The 22,514-nt window shown below is 68.9% G+C and carries 13 protein-coding genes and 1 pseudogene; 10 read left to right on the forward strand and 4 right to left on the reverse strand.

Going from position 1 to position 22,514, the window contains the following annotated elements; translation table 11 throughout:
• Positions 1-46 precede the first annotated feature (46 nt).
• Together ACFU3E_RS09835 and ACFU3E_RS09840 are read right to left on the reverse strand one after the other, a co-directional pair.
• Positions 47-1,639: a DUF1254 domain-containing protein gene (locus ACFU3E_RS09835; RefSeq protein WP_384154454.1), complete on the reverse strand. Its 1,593-nt coding sequence runs from the start codon at positions 1,637-1,639 to the stop codon at positions 47-49.
• 211 nt (positions 1,640-1,850) lie between these two features.
• Positions 1,851-4,946: a glycosyl hydrolase gene (locus tag ACFU3E_RS09840; protein WP_384154456.1), complete on the reverse strand. Its 3,096-nt coding sequence runs from the start codon at positions 4,944-4,946 to the stop codon at positions 1,851-1,853.
• A gap of 997 nt (positions 4,947-5,943) precedes the next feature.
• Between ACFU3E_RS09840 and ACFU3E_RS09845 the strand changes: the two genes are divergently transcribed.
• The 6 genes from ACFU3E_RS09845 to ACFU3E_RS09870 all read left to right on the forward strand — a co-directional run bounded on the left by ACFU3E_RS09845 (position 5,944) and on the right by ACFU3E_RS09870 (position 14,276).
• Positions 5,944-7,308, forward strand: coding sequence for an ABC transporter substrate-binding protein (locus tag ACFU3E_RS09845; RefSeq protein ID WP_384154458.1), 1,365 nt, complete (start codon positions 5,944-5,946; stop codon positions 7,306-7,308).
• A 97-nt stretch (positions 7,309-7,405) separates the two neighbouring features.
• Positions 7,406-8,350 (forward strand): carbohydrate ABC transporter permease, encoded by a 945-nt coding sequence (locus tag ACFU3E_RS09850; RefSeq protein ID WP_384154460.1) that lies wholly within the window; start codon positions 7,406-7,408, stop codon positions 8,348-8,350.
• On the forward strand, positions 8,347-9,258 hold the full coding sequence (locus tag ACFU3E_RS09855) for a carbohydrate ABC transporter permease (RefSeq protein ID WP_384154462.1): 912 nt from the start codon (positions 8,347-8,349) through the stop codon (positions 9,256-9,258). The genes ACFU3E_RS09850 and ACFU3E_RS09855 overlap by 4 nt, the downstream gene beginning before the upstream one ends.
• Positions 9,255-11,294: a beta-galactosidase gene (locus ACFU3E_RS09860; RefSeq protein WP_384154464.1), complete on the forward strand. Its 2,040-nt coding sequence runs from the start codon at positions 9,255-9,257 to the stop codon at positions 11,292-11,294. Before ACFU3E_RS09855 ends, ACFU3E_RS09860 begins: the two co-directional genes overlap by 4 nt.
• A gap of 4 nt (positions 11,295-11,298) precedes the next feature.
• Positions 11,299-12,108: a DeoR/GlpR family DNA-binding transcription regulator gene (locus ACFU3E_RS09865; RefSeq protein WP_384154466.1), complete on the forward strand. Its 810-nt coding sequence runs from the start codon at positions 11,299-11,301 to the stop codon at positions 12,106-12,108.
• Positions 12,105-14,276 carry an alpha-galactosidase gene (locus ACFU3E_RS09870; protein WP_384154468.1) on the forward strand — a complete coding sequence of 724 codons (2,172 nt, stop codon included), beginning with the start codon at positions 12,105-12,107 and terminating at the stop codon, positions 14,274-14,276. Before ACFU3E_RS09865 ends, ACFU3E_RS09870 begins: the two co-directional genes overlap by 4 nt.
• Before the next feature lie 45 nt (positions 14,277-14,321).
• Here ACFU3E_RS09870 and ACFU3E_RS09875 read toward each other — a convergent pair.
• Both ACFU3E_RS09875 and ACFU3E_RS09880 read right to left on the reverse strand, forming a co-directional pair.
• Positions 14,322-14,537, reverse strand: a pseudogene (locus tag ACFU3E_RS09875) (glycoside hydrolase family 6 protein); the annotation flags it as partial.
• Positions 14,538-14,867: 330 nt separating this feature from the next.
• On the reverse strand, positions 14,868-16,475 hold the full coding sequence (locus ACFU3E_RS09880) for a cellulase family glycosylhydrolase (protein ID WP_384154470.1): 1,608 nt from the start codon (positions 16,473-16,475) through the stop codon (positions 14,868-14,870).
• Between the two features lie 561 nt (positions 16,476-17,036).
• Here ACFU3E_RS09880 and ACFU3E_RS09885 point away from each other — a divergent pair.
• The 4 genes from ACFU3E_RS09885 to ACFU3E_RS09900 all read left to right on the forward strand — a co-directional run bounded on the left by ACFU3E_RS09885 (position 17,037) and on the right by ACFU3E_RS09900 (position 22,492).
• Positions 17,037-18,002: a PaaX family transcriptional regulator C-terminal domain-containing protein gene (locus ACFU3E_RS09885; protein WP_384154472.1), complete on the forward strand. Its 966-nt coding sequence runs from the start codon at positions 17,037-17,039 to the stop codon at positions 18,000-18,002.
• A 706-nt stretch (positions 18,003-18,708) separates the two neighbouring features.
• A complete protein-coding gene (locus ACFU3E_RS09890) occupies positions 18,709-18,882 on the forward strand; it encodes a hypothetical protein (protein ID WP_384154474.1) in 174 nt (57 codons plus the stop codon).
• Between the two features lie 45 nt (positions 18,883-18,927).
• Entirely contained in the window at positions 18,928-20,277 is a 1,350-nt protein-coding gene (locus ACFU3E_RS09895) for a right-handed parallel beta-helix repeat-containing protein (protein WP_384154476.1), read from the forward strand.
• A gap of 4 nt (positions 20,278-20,281) precedes the next feature.
• Positions 20,282-22,492, forward strand: coding sequence for a family 43 glycosylhydrolase (locus tag ACFU3E_RS09900; protein ID WP_384154478.1), 2,211 nt, complete (start codon positions 20,282-20,284; stop codon positions 22,490-22,492).
• The last annotated feature ends 22 nt before the right edge of the window (positions 22,493-22,514 follow it).

Genomic DNA, 22,514 nt, shown 5'->3' on the forward strand with positions numbered 1-22,514 from the left:
CCTCACCGTCCGGGCCGTCGTGCCTGCGGAGCACCGCGGGGCGGGGTCAGTCCACCCGCTCGACCTCGCCCGGCCGCCAGGTCTTGTCGAAGAACGGCTGCAGCGGGCTGTAGAGCCGCAGGACCACGAACCACCCCCGGTCCGGCGTGGTCTGGATCCAGTTGCCCTCCGGGACGCCGTCGGGCCGCTCGGGAGCGAAGTGCACGGTGGTCGTGCCGTCCGCGTCGGCGACCGCCGCCGGACTGGGGTAGCTCTGGCTGCCGGCGCGTGGGAACCGCTGCGGGGTGTCGATCATCGACCGCGTCTGGTTGTCGTAGACGGTGACCGACCAGAACCGGGCGGCGGGGATGTCCGGCGGGAGCACCAGGCGGTAGTGCCTGCCGCCGTCGAGGGGCCGGCCCTCGTGGTCCCCGAACGAGAACACGTACTGCGAGCCGACTCCGGTCAGCCGCGTGGCGAACGTCGGGCTGATGCCCACGGCCAGGTACCACCACCAGCACCGCAGGTTCAGCTTCCGGGCACCGCTGCTCGGCCGGGGCTCGACACCTCTGTCGGTGACGTCCGCGGGCGGGGTCATGAAGTCGTAGCCGGACGCGAGCAGTCCGTTCACCCACTGCGAGGAGGTGCCGTAGTAGTGCGCCCCCTCGACGGGGCGCGGACGGCAGGCAAGGGTGCGGGCGGTGGCGTTGCCGACCGCGGCCGCCTCGGTGAGGATCTTCCGCATCCGCGCGTCCGGACGGAAGGGCTGGTCCTTGACGATCCCGAGGGCGGCCAGCGGCCCGGCGATCTCGGGGTCGAGCGCCTGCGCCGGCTGGTCCTGCACCAGCTCGTTCGCGAAGTCGAAGTACGTCTCGTCCGCCGGCGGGACCGTCTTCATGGGGAGCCCGGAGCCTTCGATGAAGCGCGGCGGGTCGGCCCTGCGGAGCGCCGCGGTCCAGGTTTCCGCGGTCCACGGCAGCGGCGGGGCGGTGCCCCCGGTGACGATCTCCGCGACGCTCGTTCCGTACAGGCCCGGGACGTAGCGGTGGATGCGCAGCCGCTCCCTGATGCGCTCGACCGCGGGCTTCGGGTCGCCGTCCTCCAGGAACGCCCGCCCGGCCAGGATGAGCCGCGTGGTGCGGACCCGGTGCGTGAAGTACCCGGCCGCGGGCAGCGGGCCGTCGTATCCGGGCGGTACGAACAGGTAGGCGCCGCCGGTTCCACGGTCGGGTCCGGGCATGCCGGGGTCGGTGACATAGCGGAACCACATGTCATTGACGAAGCTGAGGGTGAGGGGCGGCATCTCCACCACCACGGGCCCCTCGGTCAGGTCGAGGAACGTCACGAAGTAGACGGTGTCCGCGTTCCCGGTCAGCAGCACCGTCTTGGGATCCATGAACTCCGAGAAGACCAGCACGTCGTGGTCGTTGACGCCTGCCTCCAGGAAGCCCTTGCGGGCGGCCCACACATTGACGCCGGAGTACGCGTCGAGGAACGCGCGGACGCCCTGCAGATGGTCCAGGTGGTCGTAGAGGCGTTCGGCGGTCTCCTCGGTGGGCATACCGAGGGGGAATTCCAGGGAGCCCAGGTGGGTCTCGACCTGCTCGGGAGTCGAGACCGACCCCATGTCCCGTGGTGAGATCCGTGTGGCTCGCTGCAAGACTCGCTCCGTTCTCGATTCCCGCGGAAAGGGCGTCCTGTCGACCATGAGCCCTGCCTGCCGCAGACCACCACTGCGCTTAGGCCGTCGGAGGGCCGGACGGCAGTGAGAACGCTCGCCGGATACCAGGGCCGACCGGTGCGCCGTGTCGGTGGTTCAGTTGCCCGGCCGGGCCGGTGGACGGTCGCCACCGGCCCGGTCGAGCTCCTGATCAGGTGAACGGGATGGTGAGGATCGAGCCGGTGCCCACCTGGAGGGTGGACGGGCCGTTGCCCAGGGCGCTCCAGACCTCCACGCGGACGGTGCCGCCGGTCAGGTCGCCCAGAGTGCCCGAGGCGGAGTGCAGCCCCTGCCGGGCCGCGGAGTACTCCTCCCAGCCGGTGATCGGGTCGGTGGCGAAGTAGCGGAACGTTTCGACGCGGTCGAACGTGCCGTCACCGGTCAGGTCGTACGACACCCGGGCCTGCTGGGCGTGCCCGACGGAGCTGCCCGCGTCCACCTTGAACGTGAAGGCCGTGCCGGAGCCCGGCTTCAGGGCGCCCTTGACGTTCTCCACCTCGTAGACGAGCGGGTTCTTCGGTGTCCCGTCGTTGTTCGTGCCACCGGCGGACGGGACGGTGTCGGAGGAGCCCGTCGCGGCCGCCTCGGTGGTGAGAGCGCCGCCCGGACGCAGGTAGAAGGTGTCGCCCGTGACGTACGGCGGAGGAGCGTCACCGGTGGTGGTGACGGTCACGGTGCCGCCGGCCGGACCGACCTGGCCCGCGGTGTCGCGGGCCTTGACGCTGTAGGTGTACTCGGTGCCCGGGGTCAGGCCGGTGTCGGTGTGCGTGGTCCCGGTGACGGTGGCGACCTTCGCGCCGCCGCGGAAAAGGTCGTAGTTCTTGACGCCCTTGTCGTCGGTCGCGGCGTCCCAGGTCAGCTTGACGGAGGTGTCGGTGACGTCGGTCGCGGCCGGGGTGCCGGGTGCGGTGGGCTTCTCATCGGCCGGGGGAGGCTCCTCCCCGCCGCCCGCGGCGCCGCAGAGCGTCCCGAGCCGGGTGTCGTCACCCGCTCCGGACCCGGTCGACGTCCCCGGGACGTTCAGCACGGCGCCGTCGGAGAAGAGCACCGAGCACTCCTCGGCTCCGTAGTTGTGGGCCGCGTACGTCCTGGTGCCGTTCTTGTCGAAGGCGACGGCCGTCGGCATGTTGGCGGTCACGGTCATGTCCGGCGCACCGAGGGAGTTCAGCGTGCCGACCCAGTGATAGGTGTGGGCCTTGGTCTCACCTGCCTCGGGAACGTATCCGCCGTTGCCCTGGTTCCAGGCCGCCATGGCCTTGGCCGGGTCGTACAGCGCCTGGACCTGCCAGAAGACGTCCCGCCACTCGACGGCCGGGCCGCCGTTCTCCCTCTCCATCTCGGCCACACTGCGGCGGAGCATGTCCTTCTCCCTGGCCAGGTGCAGCGAACCGCCGGTCACGGGAAGGAAGTTGATGCCATGGATCTCCTCGGGGTTGGCGGTCCACCAGGTGGCGTAGGCGCCGCCGCTGCTCCAGACCATGCCGACGACGTCGTGGGTGAAGTCCTCGGGGTAGACCTCCTGGTCGGCGTCGAACCAGTACTGCGCGATCGACTCCGACTCGGTCGTCAGCATGTAGACGCCCTGGTCGCGCAGCGCCTTGTCGCCGAGGGCCGAGCCCCACATGATCAGGCCCGCGCTCAGGTTGATCGACTCCGAGGACGACTCCTGGTTGTTGCCCGCGGCGAAGGCCTCGTGGCCGGCGGCCCAGCTGTGGCCGGCGTAGACGTCGAAGCCGCGCAGGAACGGGTACTTGGCGTCGTCCCTGGCCGGGTTGGCGGCGTCCTTGACGAGCTCCTTCACCATGCCGCCCCACTCGGAGCCGGCGGCCCACTGCGGGTCGTACTGCGCCACGATCGCCGCGGCCAGCACGTAGTACGAGTAGTGGAAGTGGTGGTCGTTCAGCTCCTGGTCGCTGCCGTACGAGGCCGGGTAGCCGATGAGGGTGCGCCAGTCCTTGTCGTAGGAGAACTCCGACGGTCCGCCGACGGTGAACCACTCCTCCATGCGGCCCTTGATGAGCTGGAGGAGCGTGTCGCGGTCGGCCGTCTCGCCGAGCTGGTCGGCGATCGGCACGAGCTGGGCGAGCTTGCCCAGGGCCTTGCCGGTCCAGTAGGTGTCGACGGCACCGCTGAACGGATCGCCCTGCGTCAGCACGTCGTTGATGTACGACTTGAGCTTCGCCTTGTCGACGCCGGGGGCGCTCGGCAGCCCCGGCAGGACGCCGTTCACCTTCTGTGTGGTCGTGAAGGACGTGCCCTCACGGACCTTCATCTCGCCGCGGGAGGAGACGTAGCTGTGGTCGGTCAGCGGGTCGGAGGTGTGCAGCCACTGGTGGCGGTAGAGCGCCTGGAGGGTACCGGTCTCGTCGCCCTCCTTGGCCTCGGTGGTCAGCGTGTAGGTCGCCTCGACCTCGCCGTCGCCTTCTCGGTAGTCCCAGTCGACCTCGGAGCCGGTCACGAAGCTGAAGGCGTACTTCTCGTAGTCGGGAAGCGCCTCCTTGGAGGGGAGGACCGCCAGGGAGAAGTAGTCCTCGGCGCCGAGGTCGGCGCTGATGTCGTTGCCGGAGACGGTCCAGTCGCTGCCGCTCGGGGCGAACAGCGCGTAGTGGTGGCCGGAGATGGTGACGCCGAGAACGTTGCCCTGGTCGGCGAAGACGGTCGGCGGGGCCGTGGCGCTGATCCGTGCCGCGCCGCCGGTGCCTTCCGCGTAGACGTACGGCAGGCCGTGGCCGATGGTCGCCCGCAGGGTGCGCGCACCGTCGTTCCAGTACGGGGTGACGGTCCAGTCGCTCCACCCGTCCGCCTTGGCGTCGGGCGAGTTGAGACCGGCGAGGCCGAGGGTCAGGTCGGCCCTGTGCGGGAACTCGTACTGGCGTCCACCGCCGACGATCTGATGGGTGGTCGGGTAACCGACCTCCAGTCCGCCGGCCACCGCCTTGTAGGTGAGGGGGTGTCCGTACATGTTCTCCGACCAGGGATTGCCGGCGAACCGCTGGAAGATCAGCGAGGACCACCAGTCGTTGGTCGGCACGGGCTGGTCCGCCACGGCAGGCGTGACCTTGGGTTTGACCGGTTGGCCGCCACTGCCGGAGGGGCCCTGCCTCCCGGCCGGCCGGACGTCGCTGTAGCTTCCCTTGCCGACCTCGATGGTGGCGGCGGAGGCGACACCGCTGCCGACGGTGACCGCCAGCCCCGTGGCAGCCAGGGCGGCCGCCGACAGCAGCGCCAGATGTCTGCGGAATCTCATGCGCAACCCCTTTGAGAGCGCTCTCAAGACGCGGTCAACGTAGGCTCGTGACCGAGGACGGTCAACACTTCAAGCCAACATCGGTTCCTGGCGCGCACTGCGCGACAGCCGCGTCCACCGCTCGGGGCAGGGACCTTCGAAGGAGTCCGAGACGGCGACGACCGCGTCGCACCGGGGCTGCACGCGGTCGGTACCGGGGGTGTCGTGGCGTGCCGGGCGCTGCCGCAGGGGTCGACCGACGTGCGGTGCCAGGCGGCCCGGGACGGGGTAGTGCCCGCCTCGATGCCTGAACACAAGGACGACTGACGGCCGGTCGGCTTCCGGGCCATGACACGGAAGTCCACCCAAGGTGCCGCCGTCTTCGCCCCGTACGACCGGACGGCCCTCGGAATCTTGAAAGACGCCGCGGGGCGGGGCGGCCCCCAGGCCGGCGCACGTCCATGACAGGCGGTCGCTGGGACGCGGCAGCGAGCAGTGGGACGGTCGCGTCCGATCGCACCGCTGCGCCCTGAGAGGTGCTTGCGGGCACACCGGGACCGCGGTGGCGGCTCCGGTCGCACGTATGCGCCCGCGTACGCCGCATCCGGCTCAGGACAACAGCCGGCGGCAGTCCACCCCGCCGTACGAGGAAAGCGGCATCTCTCTCGTTCAGCCGGTCGAACAACGCTACTTGCGGAGCGGGCCAAGGCACCCGCGTGCCCGACACCCGTATCTCCGAGGAGACGGAACGGGTTCCCACATCCAGGTGGATTCACTTTCGCACATTCACTGAATCGTTTTCTGGCAACGTTCGGCAATCCCGTCCGGTGGCCGACAAGGCCAACCCCTGCAGGTAGAGACCAACCACTGGACCCCCTCCACGCTCGATAACGGTTCTTGTTTGATTCCGTTATTTATCGATGGAGTGTGTTGACTTTACGAACCGTTAACAGTCAAGGTTGTGCGCACCCGCCACTCCGGGACCCGTAGCGGAGCGGCACGCACCCGAGGAGACGCCATGTCACTACGGACCCATCGCCCCGCGCTTCGCCGGGCCCTGGTGGTCTTTGCCGCCTTCCCGCTGCTCGCCACCGCAGCGTGCGGCGGCTCCGGCACCGAGGACAGCGCCTCGGGCGAGCGGACCAAGTGCGAGAAGAGCGAAGGCAAGGTCAAGCTCACGTACTGGTCCTGGATCCCGGGTGTCGAGAAGGCGGTGGCCGAGTGGAACCGCCAGAACCCCGACATCCAGGTGTCCGTCAAGTCGACCCCCGCCGGCAACGCCGGCACCTACCAGAACATGTCGAACGCACTGAAGGCGGGCAACGCCCCGGACCTCGGCCAGATCGAGTACGACTCTCTGGCGAGCTTCCGTCTCCAGGAAGGCCTCACCGACATCGCCTCGTGCGCGGGCGTCAAGGACGCCGAAGGTGACTTCGTCGACTGGACCTGGTCCCAGGTGACCTTCGGAGCCGGCGGCGAGGACGGCGTCTGGGCAGTGCCGCAGGACACCGGCCCGATGGCCCTCTTCTACCGCAAGGACCTGTTCGAGAAGCACGGCATATCCGTCCCGAAGACCTGGGAGGAGTACTACGAGGCGGCCAAGAAACTGAAGAAGGCCGACCCGAAGGCGTACATGACGCACTTCTCGCAGACGGACCCGAACTGGTTCAGCGGTCTGCTGTGGCAGAAGGGCGCGAACATGTTCGCCCAGGACGGTGACGCGTGGAAGGTCGACGTCGACAACCCGGCCGCCGTCGAGGTGGCAGACTACTGGCAGAAGATGATCGACGAGAAGCTGGTCGCGACCGATCTGCAGGGCTTCTCCCCGGCGCTCTACAAGGCGTGGAACAACGGCGAGGTGGCGACCTGGGTCAGCGCCGCATGGGGCTACAGCACCATCCGTGACAACGCCAAGTCGACCGCGGGCAAGTGGGCCGTGGCTCCCATGCCGCAGTGGTCCGCGGGAGAGAACAAGGCGGGCAACTGGGGCGGCTCGACCACTGCGGTCCTCGGCAAGAGCAAGCACCCCTACGAGGCGGCGAAGTTCGCGCTGTGGCTGAACACCGATCCGAAGGCGCTGGAGATCCTCAACCGTGAGGGCGGCCTCTACCCCGCGGCCACGTCGGGGCTCGAGCTCGAGGCGCTGAAGCAGCCGGTGGACTTCTACGGCGGCCAGAAGGTCTTCGACGTCTTCGCGGACGCCTCCAAGAACGTCACCACGGACTGGACGTTCGGTCCGACGATGACCGACACCTACCGCTTCATGGGCGACGGCATCGCGGGAGCGCTGGGAGGCAAGGGCACGCTCGAGGACGCGCTGAAGTCCACCGACGCCAAGACGGTGGACTCCCTGGAGAAGCAGTCCCTCGAGGTCGCCAAGTAGGTCACCGGGGGCCGGCGGCGCGGGTGCCCCGCCCGCCGGTCCCGCTCGCCGGCCCTTTCCCCCTCGCCAGCCAGCCAGCCCAGGAAGAGACCACGACATGACCGCCGACCCCATAGCGGCCGCAGCCGCACCGCCGGCGCAGACCACCCCCGCGCGTGTCCCTGCCCGCAGACGGAACTGGGCGCCCGTCTTCTTTCTCGTGCCGTTCTTCGTGCCGTTCGTCCTGTTCACCCTGGTGCCGGTCGGCTACGCCTTCTACCAGAGCCTGCTCAGGACCGAGCGGACCGGCGGCACCTTCGGCCGCAAGACCACCGTGTTCGCCGGCCTCGACCAGTACAAGGAGGTGCTCGGCGATGCCGAGTTCCTCGGCAGCGTCGGCCGGGTGCTGCTCTTCGGGCTGGTGCAGATCCCGGTGATGCTGCTGCTGGCGCTGGTGCTCGCGCTGCTGCTGGACTCGACGGTGGCCCGCCTCAAGCGGTTCTTCCGGATCGCCTACTTCGTGCCGTACGGCATCCCGGGCGTGATCGCCGCGCTCATGTGGGCCTTCCTGTACGACCCGCGGCTGTCGCCCATCGTGGACCTGCTCGACAAGGCCGGCTCCCCGCCGGACTTCCTCGGCTCGTCGATGATGCTCTGGTCCATCGGCAACATCGTGACCTGGACGTACACCGGGTACAACATGCTGATCATCTACGCCGCGCTGCAGGCCGTCCCGTCCGACATCTACGAGGCGGCCCGCATGGACGGCGCGAGCGAGGCGACGATCGCCTGGCGGATCAAGGTGCCGATCCTGCGTCCGGCCCTCATCCTGACGGGCGTCTTCTCCATCATCGGGACGCTGCAGCTGTTCACCGAACCGCAGGTGCTGCGCTCCATCTCCACCAGCGTCACCAGCACCTACACACCCAACCTGGCGGCCTACTCGCTCGCCTCGGCGAACAACTACAGCGAGGCCGCGGCCATGTCCGTGACGCTGGCGCTGGCCACGTTCGTCCTGTCGTTCGGATTCCTCAAGCTCACGGGGCGAAAGGCCGAGTCATGAGCCTCCTCACCGACACCGCGGGCGCCCACGCGCCCCGTCAGACCTCCAAGGCCGCACCGCGAGGTCCCCGGGACAGTCGTCTCTCGGTGATCGCGGCCACCGGGTTCCTGGTCGTCATGGCCGTCTACATGCTGCTTCCGGTGTTCTGGCTGATCGTTTCCGCGACCAAGAGCCAGGGCGACCTCGTCGACTCGTTCGGGCTGTGGTTCTCCGACTTCCACCTGTTCGACAACCTGCGAGCGCTGTTCTCCAAGCAGGACGGGGTGTACCTGCCCTGGCTCCTCAACAGCCTCCTCTACGCGGGGGCCGGTGCGGCCGTCGGCACGCTGCTGTCCGCGATGGCCGGCTACGCGCTGGCCAAGTACCGTTTCCGGGGCCGGGAGTTCCTATTCTCCGTGGTACTCGGCGGCGTCCTGGTCCCCGCCACGGCGCTGGCGCTGCCGCTGTTCCTGCTGTTCGCCGAGGTGGACGCCACCAACACGTTCTGGTCGGTCTTCCTGCCCAGCATCGTCAGCCCGTTCGGCGTCTACCTCTCGCGCATCTTCGCGGCGGCGTCGGTGCCCGACGAGCTCCTGGAGGCCGCCCGGATCGACGGGGCCGGCGAACTGCGGACCTTCTTCACCATGTCGCTGAGGCTGATGTCGCCCGCCATGGTCACGATCTTCCTCTTCCAGTTCGTGGTCATCTGGAACAACTTCCTGCTGCCGCTGGTGATGCTCCAGGACGACCGCCTCTACCCGGTCACCCTCGGGCTGTTCACCTGGCAGTCCCAGGTCAGCCGGGACCCGTCGCTGCAGATCCTGAGCCTCACCGGCTCCCTGGTGTCGGTGGTGCCGATCGTCATCACCTTCCTGGTGCTCCAGCGGTACTGGAAGGCGGGCCTCGCGGCGGGAGCGGTGAAGTCGTGACCGACGGGCTCAGGCACCTGTCCGACCGGCTCGGCGGGATCGCCTACGGCGGTGACTACAACCCGGAGCAGTGGCCGCGCGAGGTGTGGGACGAGGACGTCCGCCTCATGCGGGAGGCCGGCGTCAGCCTCGTCACCGTCGGTGTCTTCTCCTGGGCGTTCCTGGAACCACGCCCCGGGCAGTACGACTTCGGCCTGCTCGACGAGGTCCTGGACCTGCTGCACGCCAACGGTATCGCCGCCGACCTGGCGACGGCCACGGCGTCCCCGCCGCCGTGGTTCTCGCTACGGCACCCCGGGGCACTGCCGGTGACCGCCGACGGCGTCCGGCTCACTCACGGCTCACGGCAGACGTTCTGCCCGAGCAGCCCCGCCTACGCCGAGGCGGCCGGCCGGCTCGTCGAACGACTCGTGCAGCGGTACCGCGACCATCCCGCGCTCGCGCTGTGGCACCTGCACAACGAGTGGGGAAACCACAACGCGCACTGCTACTGCGACACCAGCGCCGAGGCGTTCCGGGACTGGCTGCGGGAACGGTACGGAGACCTCGCCGGCCTCAACCAGGCCTGGGGGACGGCCTTCTGGAGCCAGCGCTACGGCGACTGGGCGGAGGTCATGCCGCCACGCGCCACCGCCGCCGTACCCAACCCGACCCAGCAGCTCGACTTCCGGCGGTTCTCCTCGGACGCGCTGCTGAGGCTGCACCGGCGCGAGGCGGAGATCGTGCGCCGCCTCTCCCCCGGTGTGCCGCTCACCACCAACCTGCTGGTCACGCTGGAGAAGAAGGTCGACGGGTTCTCCTTCGCCGGGGAGTGCGACTTCGTCTCCGTGGACCAGTACCTCACGGCCGCGGACCCCGAAGCCCACATCGGGCTGTCGCTCGACGCCGACCTCGCGCGCGGCATGGGCGGCGGCGCTCCGTGGCTGCTGATGGAGCACTCCACCTCGGCGGTGAACTGGCAGCCGCGCAACGTGGCGAAGACCCCGGGGCAGATGCGGCGCAACAGTCTCGCGCACGTGGCACGGGGCGCGGACGGCGTCCTGTACTTCCAGTGGCGCCAGTCGTGGGCCGGTGCCGAGAAGTGGCATTCGGCGATGCTGCCGCACGGCGGCACCGGCACCAAGACCTGGCGTGAGGTCACCTCTCTCGGGCAGGACCTGCGGGCCCTCGCCGAGGTGCGCGGCAGCCGAGTCGAGTCGGACGTGGCCCTGCTCTTCGACTGGAACGCCTGGTGGGCGCTGGAGATGGACGCCACGCCCTCGCGTGACGTGCGCTACCTCGACCTGGTGCGTTCCTGGTACGAGGCGCTGTGGTCGCTGGGCGTCACCTGCGACCTCGTGCATCCCGCGAGCGACCTGAGCGGCCACCGGCTGGTGCTGGTGCCCAGCCTCTGCCTGACGTCCGACCCGGACGCGTCGTCGCTCGACGCCTTCGTACGGGAGGGCGGGCACGCGGCCGTCGGCTTCTTCAGCGGTGTGGTGGACGAGAACGACCACGTGCGGCTCGGCGGCCACCCCGGGGCGTACCGGGACATGCTCGGCGTCCGCGTCGACGAGTTCTTCCCACTCCGCGAGGCGGAGACCGCACGGCTCTCCGACGGCTCGGCGGCCACGGTGTGGAGTGAACTCGTGGAGCCGCGCGGTGCCGAGACGATCGTGTCGTTCGACACGGATCCCTCGCGCGGCGGGCCGGTCGCGGGACACCCCGCCGTCACCCGCAACTCCTGCGGCGCCGGCGTGTCCTGGTACGTGGCGACGCGGCCCGACGCGGACGCCCTGCGGGGGCTGCTGGCCCGGGTCTGCCGCGAGGCCGGTGTCACGGCCGCGGCCGATGTTCCTGCCGGGGTGGAGGCGGTCCGCAGGCGGGGACCGGACGCGGCCTACCTCTTCCTGATCAACCACACCTCCCGTGACGTGCCCGTCCCCGCGGTGGGCACCGACCTGCTGAGCGGCACCGTCGCCGACGGCAGGACCGTCGTCCGCGCGGGCGATGTCATGGTGATCCGGGAAGACGGCACGCCGTCGTCGGAGGGGTGACCTGGTGCTGGCGAGGCAACGGCAGGAGAGGATCGCCGAACTCGTCCGGGAGCGCGGCTCGATCCGGGTGGGCGCACTGACCGAGCGGTTCGGCGTGTCCCACATGACGATCCGGCGCGATCTGGAGTCCCTCGCGCGCCGGGGCCATCTGGACAAGGTGCACGGAGGTGCGGTCACACCGGAGCCCGGCAGTACCGCGGAACCGGTGTTCGGGGAGAAGCGGTCCCGGGAGGTCTGCGCCAAGGAGGCCATCGCGGCCGCGGCGGCCCGGCTCGTCGCTCCGGGCTCCGCGGTCGCGCTGACCGCGGGGACCACCACCTGGACCCTGGCCCGGCACCTCCTCGACCTCCCCGGCATCACGGTGGTCACCAACAGCGTCCGGGCGGCGCACGTCCTGGAGACCAACCGGCGGCAGACGCAGACGGTCGTCCTCACCGGTGGCGTCCGCACCCCCTCGGACGCCCTGGTGGGGCCGGTCGCGGTCGCCGCACTGGCATCGCTCCGGGTCGACGTGCTGTTCATGGGGGTCCACGGCATGGACGCCCGGACCGGCTTCAGCACGCCCAACCTGGAGGAGGCGGAGACGAACCGGGCGATGTGCCGTTCCGCACGGCGGGTCGTGGTGCTCGCCGACCACACCAAGTGGGACACACCCGGCCTGGCGACGATCGCCGCGCTGGAGACGGCCGACCTGCTCATCACCGACTCGGGCATCGACGCGCACGCCCGAGACGCACTGGAAGCCGGCGTCGGTGAGCTGACCGTCGTCGAGCCGACCGCGCACACCCGACCGATCGAAAGCGTACGTACGTGACCACCGAGCACCTCCTCCACTTCCGAGCCGGGGGCACCAGCCTCGTCCTCGACTGTTCGGGCCCCCGGCTGCCCCGGATCCTGCACTGGGGGGCCGACCTGGGCGACCTGGGCGACCTTGAAGGTGACGCGCCCGGCGGTTCGGGCGTCCTCGCCTCGCTCGCCTTGGCGGGCCGTGCCGAGCTGGGTACCAGCGTTCCCGACGTCCCGGTCCCCGTGAGCGTGCTGCCCGAGCAGTCGGCCGGCTGGCTGGGCACCCCGGGGCTGTCCGGCCACCGCGAGGGCGGCGACTTCTCCAGCGCCTTCACCGTCCGGGAGGTCCGCTCGCCGGCCCCTCGTTCCCTGACCGTCGAAGCCGTGGACGACCAGGCCCGGCTCGCCCTGCGGTGGGAGCTGGAGCTGACCACCTCCGGTCTCGTGCGCCAGCGCGCGGCGCTCACCAACGAGGGCGCCGGTCCCTACACGGTGGACGCGCTGCACCTCACGCTCCCCGTACCGGCGCACGCCACCGAGATCCTCGACCTGACCGGCCGTCACCTGCGGGAACGCTCCCCGCAGCGGCACGACTTCACGCTCGGCACGCACCTGCGGGAGAACCGCCGCGGGCGCACCGGGGTCGACGCCACGCTCCTGCACACGGTGGGTGAGAGGGGCTTCGGCTTCCGCGGTGGTGAGGTGTGGGCTCTGCACGTCGCGTGGAGCGGAAACCACCGCACCTTCGCCGAGCGGACGAACTCCGGGGTCTCGCTCCTCGGCGGCGGTGAGCTGCTACTGCCGGGTGAGATGCGCCTCCGGCCCGGTGCCTCGTACGCGACGCCGTGGCTGCTGGGCTCGTACGGCCGGGGTCTGGACGACATGGCGGCGCGCTTCCACACCTACCTCCGCCAGCGCCCCCACCACCCGGCCACGCCGCGGCCCGTGACGCTCAACACCTGGGAGGCCGTCTACTTCCGGCAGGACCTGGACACCCTCACCGCCCTGGCGGACGCGGCGGCGGAGGTCGGAGCCGAACGGTTCGTCCTGGACGACGGCTGGTTCCGCGGGCGCCGCGACGACCGGGCCGGGCTCGGCGACTGGTACGTGGACCCCGGGGTCTGGCCGCGGGGGCTGCATCCGCTCGTCGAGCACGTCCGCTCCCTCGGGCTCCAGTTCGGCCTCTGGGTCGAGCCCGAGATGATCAACCCCGACTCGGACCTGGCCAGGGCCCACCCGGAGTGGATCCTGTCGGCGGCCGGGCGGATGCCGCCCGAGGCCCGGCACCAGCAGGTGCTGGACCTGGGCCGGCCGGAGGCGTACGCGTACGTGCTCGAACGTCTGGACGCCCTGGTCGGCGAGTACGCCGTCGACTACCTCAAGTGGGACCACAACCGCGACCTCGTCGACGCGGGCAGCGGCCCGAACGGCGCCGGCGGAGTGCATGCCCAGACGACCGCGGTGTACGCGCTGATGGACGAGCTGCGCCGGCGCCACCCCGGGCTGGAGATCGAGTCCTGCTCGTCGGGCGGGGCCCGGGTGGACCTGGGCATCCTCGAACGCAGCGACCGGGTGTGGACGAGCGACTGCATCGACGCCCTGGAGCGGCAGCGGATTCAGCTCTGGACGGGGATGCTGCTGCCGCCCGAACTGATGGGTGCCCACGTCGGCGCCCCCGGCTCGCACACCACGGGCCGCACGCACGGTCTCGACTTCCGCGCCGGCACCGCGCTCTTCGGCCACCTGGGCATCGAGTGGGACCTCACCCGGGCGACGCCCGAGGAACGCCGCCGGCTCGCGGAATGGATCGCTGCGCACAAGCGGCTCCGGCCGCTGCTGCACGGCGGGACGGTGGTCCACGGCGACCATCACGACCCCGCCGTACTCGTGCACGGCGTCGTGGCCCACGACCGGTCCCATGCCGTGTACGCGGTGGTGCAGAAGGCCACGAGCGTGCAGGTGCCGGCCGGTCACGTGCGTCTGCCCGGTCTGGCGGAGGACGCGCGCTACGCCGTCACCCCGCTGCCGCCGGGGAACACGGTCCGGGGCCCCGTCACCAGCCCGCTGCCCTGGTGGACGCCGGAGGGGGTGGAGCTGCCGGGCCGGGTCCTGTCCGTGCTCGGCGTCCAGGCGCCGACCCTCCACCCGGAGAGCCTCGCGCTGATCGAGGTCCGGCGGACCGTGCGCCCGGCATGACGCACCCGTTCGGGGTGTGACGAGGACGCGAGGGCCTCGTCACTTCCCGGGCTCCGGTGCCGCCTGCGGCCGCTCGCCGAGGCCCGCGCCCGACTGGTTGCACCAGTTGCCGACATGGAGACGGCGGTCGTAACGGCCGCCGGCGGCGTAGGCGTCGACGTCCGTCCTCGGGCCGGGACCGGCGGGCCCGGCGGTGCCGCCCCAGCCGTTGCGGGAGGTGTCGATCAGCATGCCGATCCTCGAGTCGAAGCCGACGGAAACCGGCTTCTGGAACACGGCGCCGTTGTCCATCCACCACGGCGTGTTGTCACGGACGGTCGCACGGGGGCCGCAGAGCTTGACGGCGTCGTCGAAGGCCGAGATGAAGCAGTTGCTGATCGTGGTAAAGGGCAGAGCGGGGGTGCCGTCGCCGTCTCCTCCCCGGTTCCCGAGCACCTCGACCCCTTCGGCGGTGCCGCCGAAGGGACTCGTCGTCCGCCACAGCGGTGACCTGGTCGTCCCGGTGACCGCTGATCGTCCAGTGCGGGGAAGACCAGGCCGCCGACCCGGCGAGGATTCATGAAGATCCAGGCTGATCTTCCTGGATCTTGACTACTTGCGTTCGAAGGACCAGATGGTGCTGCTGTCGGTCGATCCGGTGTTCCATTTCACTTCGCCGGCCGAGGTTCCGTACATGTAGTGCCTGCCGGATTGTTCGTTGTTGACCCGGAAACCTCCGGAGACCGATTCGAGCCTCCACAGCGAATCCGGGGTGACTTCGCCGGAGTTCCAGATGACGGCGTTGTTCGGTTCGGAGTCGGTGTAGAACCGCCCGGCTCTGGCGTTCCTGATCGTCCAAGCGCCGGAGGAGTGCTGCGTGACGACCCAGTCCTGGTCGTCGTACGAGCCGGCGGCGGCGAGGATGACCGCGCCGTTCGCGTCCGAGTCCAGGTACGTGCCCGTCGCCGCGTTTCTGATCTTGTAGGTGGCAGACGGTAGGCCCGGGCTGCCACCACCGCCACCAACGCCGCTCATGATGGCGTCAATCATGCCCTGCTGGGTCACCGCACCGGAATGCCGGTTGAACAGCCCGAACCCGTACCGTCCGGTTGTGCCGTTGTCCCAGTAGACCGTGGCCGCTCCGTACTTCTTGGCGGTGGACACGACAGCGCGCACATAGTCCGCGCGATACCTGGGGTTCGATGAATCGAACGATGACTTGTCGATCGCACCGTACTCACCGACGACCACCGGGTATCCCCGTACGACGAACTTGTCGTACATCTTCTTCAACTGCGCGTCCAGATAGTCCTCCTGCCCCCAGGTCGACTTCTTTGACGGATTGGTCGCCGCTCGGCCCCATTGCGTGATGGTGCCGCTTTCTTCTCCGGCGAAGTCCCACGGGTCGTAGTAGTGAACGGAGATCATGATGCGCTGTTCACTACTGGGGATGGAGGGGGAGCGGTACTGGTCGGTCGGCAGCACGAAGCCGTAGTTCCCTGCGGTGTACTCGATGTTCGTGTTCCAGCCCGGAACGAGCAGCCACCTTGAACCGTTGTTCCCACCGGTCCTCCGGACGGTGTCCACGAAGATCTGGTTGTAGCTGTTGATGTTCGAGTAGCACGGCTGGGTGGGGCGGCCGAACTGACCGTCGAAGTTTTCGTTCATGGACTCCAGGATCAGGCGCTGGTCGTAGTTCTGGAACCTGGTCGCGATCTGTTGCCAGACCTTCTGGTACTTGGCCTTGATCGCCGTCTGGTTGGACGAGTCACAGATCAGCCAGGAGCCATGGATGGTCTTGTAGCCGTCGCCGTGCATGTTGATCAGCACGTACAGGCCACGGTTGTAGGCGTAGTTGACGACCTCCTGGATCCTGTTCAGCCAGGCGGCGTTGATGGTGTAGTCCGGGCCGGGGCCTATGTGCCCCAGATAGGAGACCGGGATTCGAATTGTTTTGAATCCTGCAGATTTCACCTTGTCGATGAGGGCCTGCGTGATGATCGGCTGACCCCATGCCGTTTCGCTTGGATATCCGTTGGAGTTGGCCTCCATCTGGTTCCCCAGGTTCCAGCCGGCGCCCATGTCGGCGACGATCTGCGAGGCGTTCAGCCGTGTCGTGCTGTCGGCCGATGCCTGGTTCGTCAGTCCGGCGAAAGATGCGACGACCGCCAACGCAACGGCGAGGAAAACGGCTCTGATCTTCCCCACTTGTGAACCCATGGGTACTGCCTCTCTTCCAGTTTTCAAGTGTCAAAGCCAGGTAGATTCAGCCGTTCGTGCGTGCTGCCGGTGGTCATGGCATAGCCGTACGCCTTTGGTGATCATGAGCGGGAAGCGCCGGAGCATGCGCGGAGCAGCTCGGCGGACTCGGCGTCACTCGAATCGAGCGGCCGGAGTCGCCGGCCTCTTTTCGAAGTGCGGCCCTGCATCAGGCTCGTGAACGTACACGGTCAAACACCTGCCGATGTAAGCGCATGCTGGAGATCGTTTCAAGTGGTGCGCGCGAACTGGTGTGAACGTGCACAGCGCCGTTTCTCGCGGGCAGGCAGGCCGATGACGTCCTGTCCATGTGCCGCGCTTCGAGGGTGACCCGGGCATCGCCGGCAGGCCAGATCCCTCTGATGCTCACGCATATGCTTCACTCAGCCTCCCGATCGGGCAAGCAACTGGCATGCAACTCTGTCAGTCAGGCGACGACTGGACCCATGCCCAGGGGCACATCTGGCCGTCAGGCAGCGTCGTTACAGTGGGACTGCCCTATTCGACGCGTCGGAGTGGATCTTGGCGAACCTGTCCCACCACGAGGAGATCTTCTCCGGCGACGGCACTGGGCCGATGCGGTTGCCGCGCTGGCAGGCCGACGCTTCACCTGCGGGTTTGGCGGTCACCTTGATCGCTGACTACACGTTTCCGGCCCGGGCTTGGTTGCCGGCGGCGGCGATTGTGGCGTTGCTGGGCGAGTTCGACGTGGCCGACGGCGCCGCTCGTACGACGATCAGCAGGCTGGCGCGTCGAGGGGTGCTGGAGGGCAGCCGGCAGGGTCGGTACAGCTCGTACCGGCTGACGCGGGAGGCCGCTGTCGATCTGTGGAGCGGCGGTGGATCCATCGCCACGTTCACCACGCAACCCGACTCATGGGACGGGTGGTGGACCCTGGTCGCCTTCTCCGTGCCGGAACAGGAGAGCACGCGACGGCGTGCGCTGCGCACCGCGCTGAGATGGCGGGGATTCGCGCCGCTGTACGACGCGGTCTGGGTGTCGCCGCACCCGCTCACCCCCAAGGGGCGTGCCGAACTGGCCGACCTGGCGCTGGGGGCGGTGAGCGTGTTCCGCGCGCGTCAGGTGGATCTCGAGACGGAGGCCAACCGCAACCCGGTCCAAGCATGGGACCTGCCCGGCATCGCCGATCAGTACGAGATCTTCATCCGGCGGTGGAGCAGCCTGCTGCCCCGTATCAGTGCCGGTGGAGTCACCGGCGCGGCGGCGGTGCGCGCCCGCACCGAGGTGATGAACACCTACCGCCATTTCCCGGTGCTGGACCCCCTGCTGCCCATCGATCTGCTGCCGGCGGCCTGGCCCCGGTCCCGGGCGCGGGGGGTGTGCGTCGCGGTGTACGACGGCCTGGCCCACCCGGCCCAGGAACACGTCCGTTCGGTGGCGGCCCGATCCGTGGACGGTCCGCACCTCGACATCAGTGCCCACACGATCGCCGGCATGAGTGCTGGTATCGGTCACAGTCACGGCTGAGTTCAAAGGGATTGGGTCGCAGCGATTGACAGATGAGGGTCCGATCGCGACTCTTCTGTCATTCGAAGCGATGTGGGAACGTTCACAATCGTGTGCCGCACAACGGGTGGATTGCCTGCCCCGCCCCACGCCGCCTCGGGCCTTTGCACCTCCGCATCAGTGGTGACAGGAGGCATCTCCATGGGTGAGTCAGGGCTGGTCGGCTCGACGGTTGCGGTGGTTCCCGGACCAGGGTGCGAGTTGGAGCCCCCGGCGGCCGGCTGCACGGCCCGTTCGCCGCTTGGGGCCTGGACCGCCTCCGGCACGACAGGTGCTCGCCCGAGGGCATCACCAACGACCAGGTGGCTGTGTTCGCGTGAATCACGAAACGGTGGAAGACCGGGTTCCTCCGCCAGTGGTGGACGGTGCGGCTGCCGGTGCTTCGCCCAGAGCCGGCGTTCCTGAGGATCTTCGGCTTCTTCCATGTCTGGAACGACTACGGCCCGTGATCGACGGCGCGGAGCAGCCACCGAGCGGCGCCTTCACCCTGACCGCCCACCGCGCCGTCGAGCGGCCGTCCGTATACCGCTGCGCGACGGTGGCCCGGTGAAGTTCGTCCGGTCGGCGAACCCGACAGCGGCGGTGAGTACGACGTCGTCCTGGACCGCCATCGCCGCAGGCACTCGAGGCCTACCGGCGCGACGGGCAGCCCCCCTGGTTGGTCAACATGGGGCCGAACAGCACCAACCAGAACAACATCGAAGGCGGATCGTCCACCCTCGATCACCCGACGAGCACCAGGTTGTACACGCTCGCGCACAACCCCGCCTACCGCAACGCCATGACGCTCAAGGGAACGTGCAGTCCCACCACGTCGACCACTTCCTCGGTGCCGGCATGACCCGGCCACCGCGGCCCAACATCACCTACGCCGGGAGAAGACGCTGTGAGAACCGCGAAGTTCGTCACCCCTGCCCTTCTGCTCTCGGTGGTCACGGCGAGTTCCATCGCGATGGCCCCCGGCTCGGCGTCCGCGAGCGGTGCGGCTGCCGGAAACACCTACTACGTCGCCCCGAACGGGAATGACGGCGCAGCGGGTACGCAGGCCGCTCCGTGGGCGTCGATCGCCCGTGCGCAGGCCGTCGCCAAGGCGGGTGACACGGTCCTCCTCCGGGGCGGCACCTACGCCTACACCCGTGCGAACAGCGCCTGCTCGAGCCAGACCGCCAGAGTCGACGCGATCACCCTGAACAAGAGCGGCAGCTCGGGCAACCCGATCCGGTACTGGGCCCATCCGGGCGAGAAGCCGGTCTTCGACTTCTCGCGCATGACGGACGACTGCCGGATCAAGGGCTTCAACGTCACCGGCAGCTGGATCCACCTCAAAGGACTGGAAGTCACCGGCGTTCCCCAGAACAACAACCGGAACGCCGAGTCCTGGGGAATCTGGGTTTCCGGCAGCAACGGCGTCTTCGAGCAGATCGACACCCACCACCACATGGGAACCGGCCTGTTCATCAACGGCGGGGGCGGCAACCTCGTCCTCAACTCGGACTCGCACGACAACTACGACCTGCGCAGCAACGACGGGCCCGGCGAGAACGCCGACGGGTTCGGTTCGCATTACACGCCGGCCGGCCGCGCCGCGAACGTGTTCCGGGGTTGCCGCGCGTGGTGGAACGCCGACGACGGGTTCGACCTCATCTCCACGTACTCGCCTGTGATCATCGAGAACTCGTGGGCCTGGCGCAACGGGTACGTGCCGGGGACGACGACGCCCTCCGGCAACGGAGTCGGCTTCAAGTCGGGCGGCTACGGGGGCGACTACGAAGCCAACGCGCCGAAGCACACCGTCCGCTCCTCGGTGGCGTTCCTCAACAAGGCGGCCGGCTTCTACGCCAACCACCATCCGGTGGCCAACGACTTCTTCAACAACACCGGCTACGGAAACCACCCCAACTTCAACATGCGTGGCGTCGACCCGCGCGGCACCGCCGTCGGCCGGGGCAACCTGCGCAACAACATCGCCTACACCGGAACGCCGACGTCGTACATGACCGGCACGAACGCGGCGTACAACTCCTGGAGCCTCGGCGTCCCCCTGTCGGACTCCCAGTTCCGGAGTGTGTCGGCGTCCGGCTGGGACGCTCGCCGCCAGACCGACGGGAGCCTGCCCGTGCTGCCCCACCTCCGTCTCGCGGCGAGCAGTGCCCTGATCGACAAAGGCACCGACGTGGGGCTGCCCTTCAGCGGAAGCGCGCCGGATCTCGGCGCCTTTGAGAACGATGGAAGGTGACATCGTGAAGCAAAGATCGCGTGTCGTTTCGAAGTACTGGAAGGTGGCCGCCGCCGCACTGTTGTCCGTGGCGTTGGCGGCACCGCTCTCGGCGGGCACCGCTGCGGCGGAGACGCCTGAAACGAAGACACCGGCGGCGAAGACATCGGCAACGGCGCTCCAGGACCAGGGTGCCGCCGCCGCACCGGTGGCGGATCGCGGCCTCAAGTACCTGGTGTCCGACTACCGGACGCGCGCTCCGTCGAAGTACACGGCTGACTCCTGGAAGCCCTTCGCCAAGGCGTTGACCGCCGCGGCCGATGTCGCCGACGACACGTCGGCCGGCACGTCGGAGGTCGCCTCCGCGAAGACGGCACTGATGACCGCCGCCGCCGACCTGGAGGCCGCCGACGAAGGCACGTTCCAGACCATCACGAACAACACCTTCTGGAACGACACCAGCGGAAACCCCATCTATTCGCAGGGCGGTGGGGTCTTCAAGTTCGGCGACACCTACTACTGGTACGGCGTGCACTACACCGGCGCCGAGCTCTACCGGGCCAATCCGACGAGGAAGTACGACGGCAACGTCAGCTTCGTCTCGATCCCCGTGTACTCGTCCAAGGACCTGGTGAACTGGAAGTTCGAGAACCGGGTCGCGACGCGCTCCACCGGCGTGGGCAGCGGCGCCAACCTGGGTGGTGCGGGCTGGGTCGGGCGGCTCGGCGTCTCGTACAACGAGAACACCGGCAAGTACGTGCTCGCCGTGCAGATGTGGCACACGGGCAGGGGCGGGCACGGCGTTCTGCTGCTGCAGGGCGACTCACCCACCGACACCTTCGACTACGGCTACTTCCAGACCCAGATCACCAACTCGCCCACCACCGGAACCGGGGATCAGACCGTCTTCACCGACGACAACGGCAAGGACTACCTGATCTTCTCCAACCGCGAAGGACGGTCGCGCGGCTTCGTGGCCAAGTTCCGGGAGTCCGACTCGCTGCGGATCGAGCCAGGCGTGGAGATCCGCCGCGGCGCCGGTCGCGAGGGCAACGCCATGTTCAAGCTCGACGGCAAGTACTACCACGCGGCGTCGGACCTGCACGGCTGGAACACCTCGGTCAACTACGTCAATGAGTCGACCAGCAGCAACGTTCAGGGCTCGTACAGCAGCGAGTACGTCCTTCCCGGCACCGAGATGGACTACAGCCACGTGACCCAGACCGGGTTCTTCGTGACGGTCAAGGGCACCAAGCAGAACACGGTGATCTACGCCGGCGACCGCTGGGCCGACTTCGCCTGGAACGGCATCGGGTACAACCAGTGGGTGCCGATCACCAAGACCGGCGCGAGGCCGCAGTTCCACTCGGTGAGCCAGTGGCAGTTCAACGTCACGACCGGAGAGTGGCGTGTCGGGCAGGCGAACAACTACATCCTCAACCCGGACATCCAGGCTGACCGCATCATCGTCTCCAGTGTGCGGGGATGGCGGAACCTCGGCGGTTCGGTGACCAACGTCAACGGTGGTGTGAACGGGTCTCGCTTCGCCCTCCAGGTGAGCAACAGCGGCGGCGTCGAGCAGCGGATCGCGTCGGTGCCCGCAGGCACCTACACCCTGTCCCTGCACGCTCGGGGTAGCGCCGGCCAGGTCGTGATCACCGGTGCCAACGGCAGCCAACGCACCCTCAGCGTCCCGTCGTCGAGCGGCTGGGCCAAGCGCGAGCTCACCGGCATCGCGCTGCCCAGCGGGGCCGCCACCGTCACCGTGCGGGCGTCGGGTTCGGGCGGCGTCATCGTCGACCAACTCTCACTGGTCAAGACCTCCGCCGACGCGCCATCGGGACAGCGATACGAGGCGGAGACCGCACCGGCGGTGTGCCAGGGCACGATCGACTCGAACCAGGCGGGCTTTTCCGGTAGCGGGTTCTGCAACGGCACTGCCGCCGCGGGGGCCTTCGCGCAGTTCACGGTCACCCCGGCGACCGCCGGCACGGCGACGGTGGCGGTCCGGTTCGCCAATGGCTCCACCAGCGGTACGAGGCCGGCGAACCTGATCGTCAACGGCTCCACGGTGGGGACCGTTTCGTTCGAGTCCACCGGTGCGTGGACGACGTGGGCGACCAAGACCGTGACCGTCCCGCTGAACGCCGGCAGCAACACCATCCGATTGGATCCGACCACGGCTGCCGGACTACCCAACGTCGACTACCTCGATGTCGGTGCCGCGGCTGCCTGACATCCCCTTCTCTGCCGGTCCT

Source organism: Streptomyces sp. NPDC057424 (assembly GCF_042803315.1).
Lineage (GTDB): Bacteria > Actinomycetota > Actinomycetes > Streptomycetales > Streptomycetaceae > Streptomyces.

What these genes read in the sequence shown, in the direction of transcription:
- ACFU3E_RS09840 (WP_384154456.1), bottom strand. Translation starts at nt 4,946, where the DNA reads ATGAGATTCCGCAGACATCTGGCGCTGCTGTCGGCGGCCGCCCTGGCT.
- ACFU3E_RS09845 (WP_384154458.1), top strand. Translation starts at nt 5,944, where the DNA reads ATGTCACTACGGACCCATCGCCCCGCGCTTCGCCGGGCCCTGGTGGTC.
- ACFU3E_RS09850 (WP_384154460.1), top strand. Translation starts at nt 7,406, where the DNA reads ATGACCGCCGACCCCATAGCGGCCGCAGCCGCACCGCCGGCGCAGACC.
- ACFU3E_RS09855 (WP_384154462.1), top strand. Translation starts at nt 8,347, where the DNA reads ATGAGCCTCCTCACCGACACCGCGGGCGCCCACGCGCCCCGTCAGACC.
- ACFU3E_RS09880 (WP_384154470.1), bottom strand. Translation starts at nt 16,475, where the DNA reads ATGGGTTCACAAGTGGGGAAGATCAGAGCCGTTTTCCTCGCCGTTGCG.
- ACFU3E_RS09890 (WP_384154474.1), top strand. Translation starts at nt 18,709, where the DNA reads ATGGGGCCGAACAGCACCAACCAGAACAACATCGAAGGCGGATCGTCC.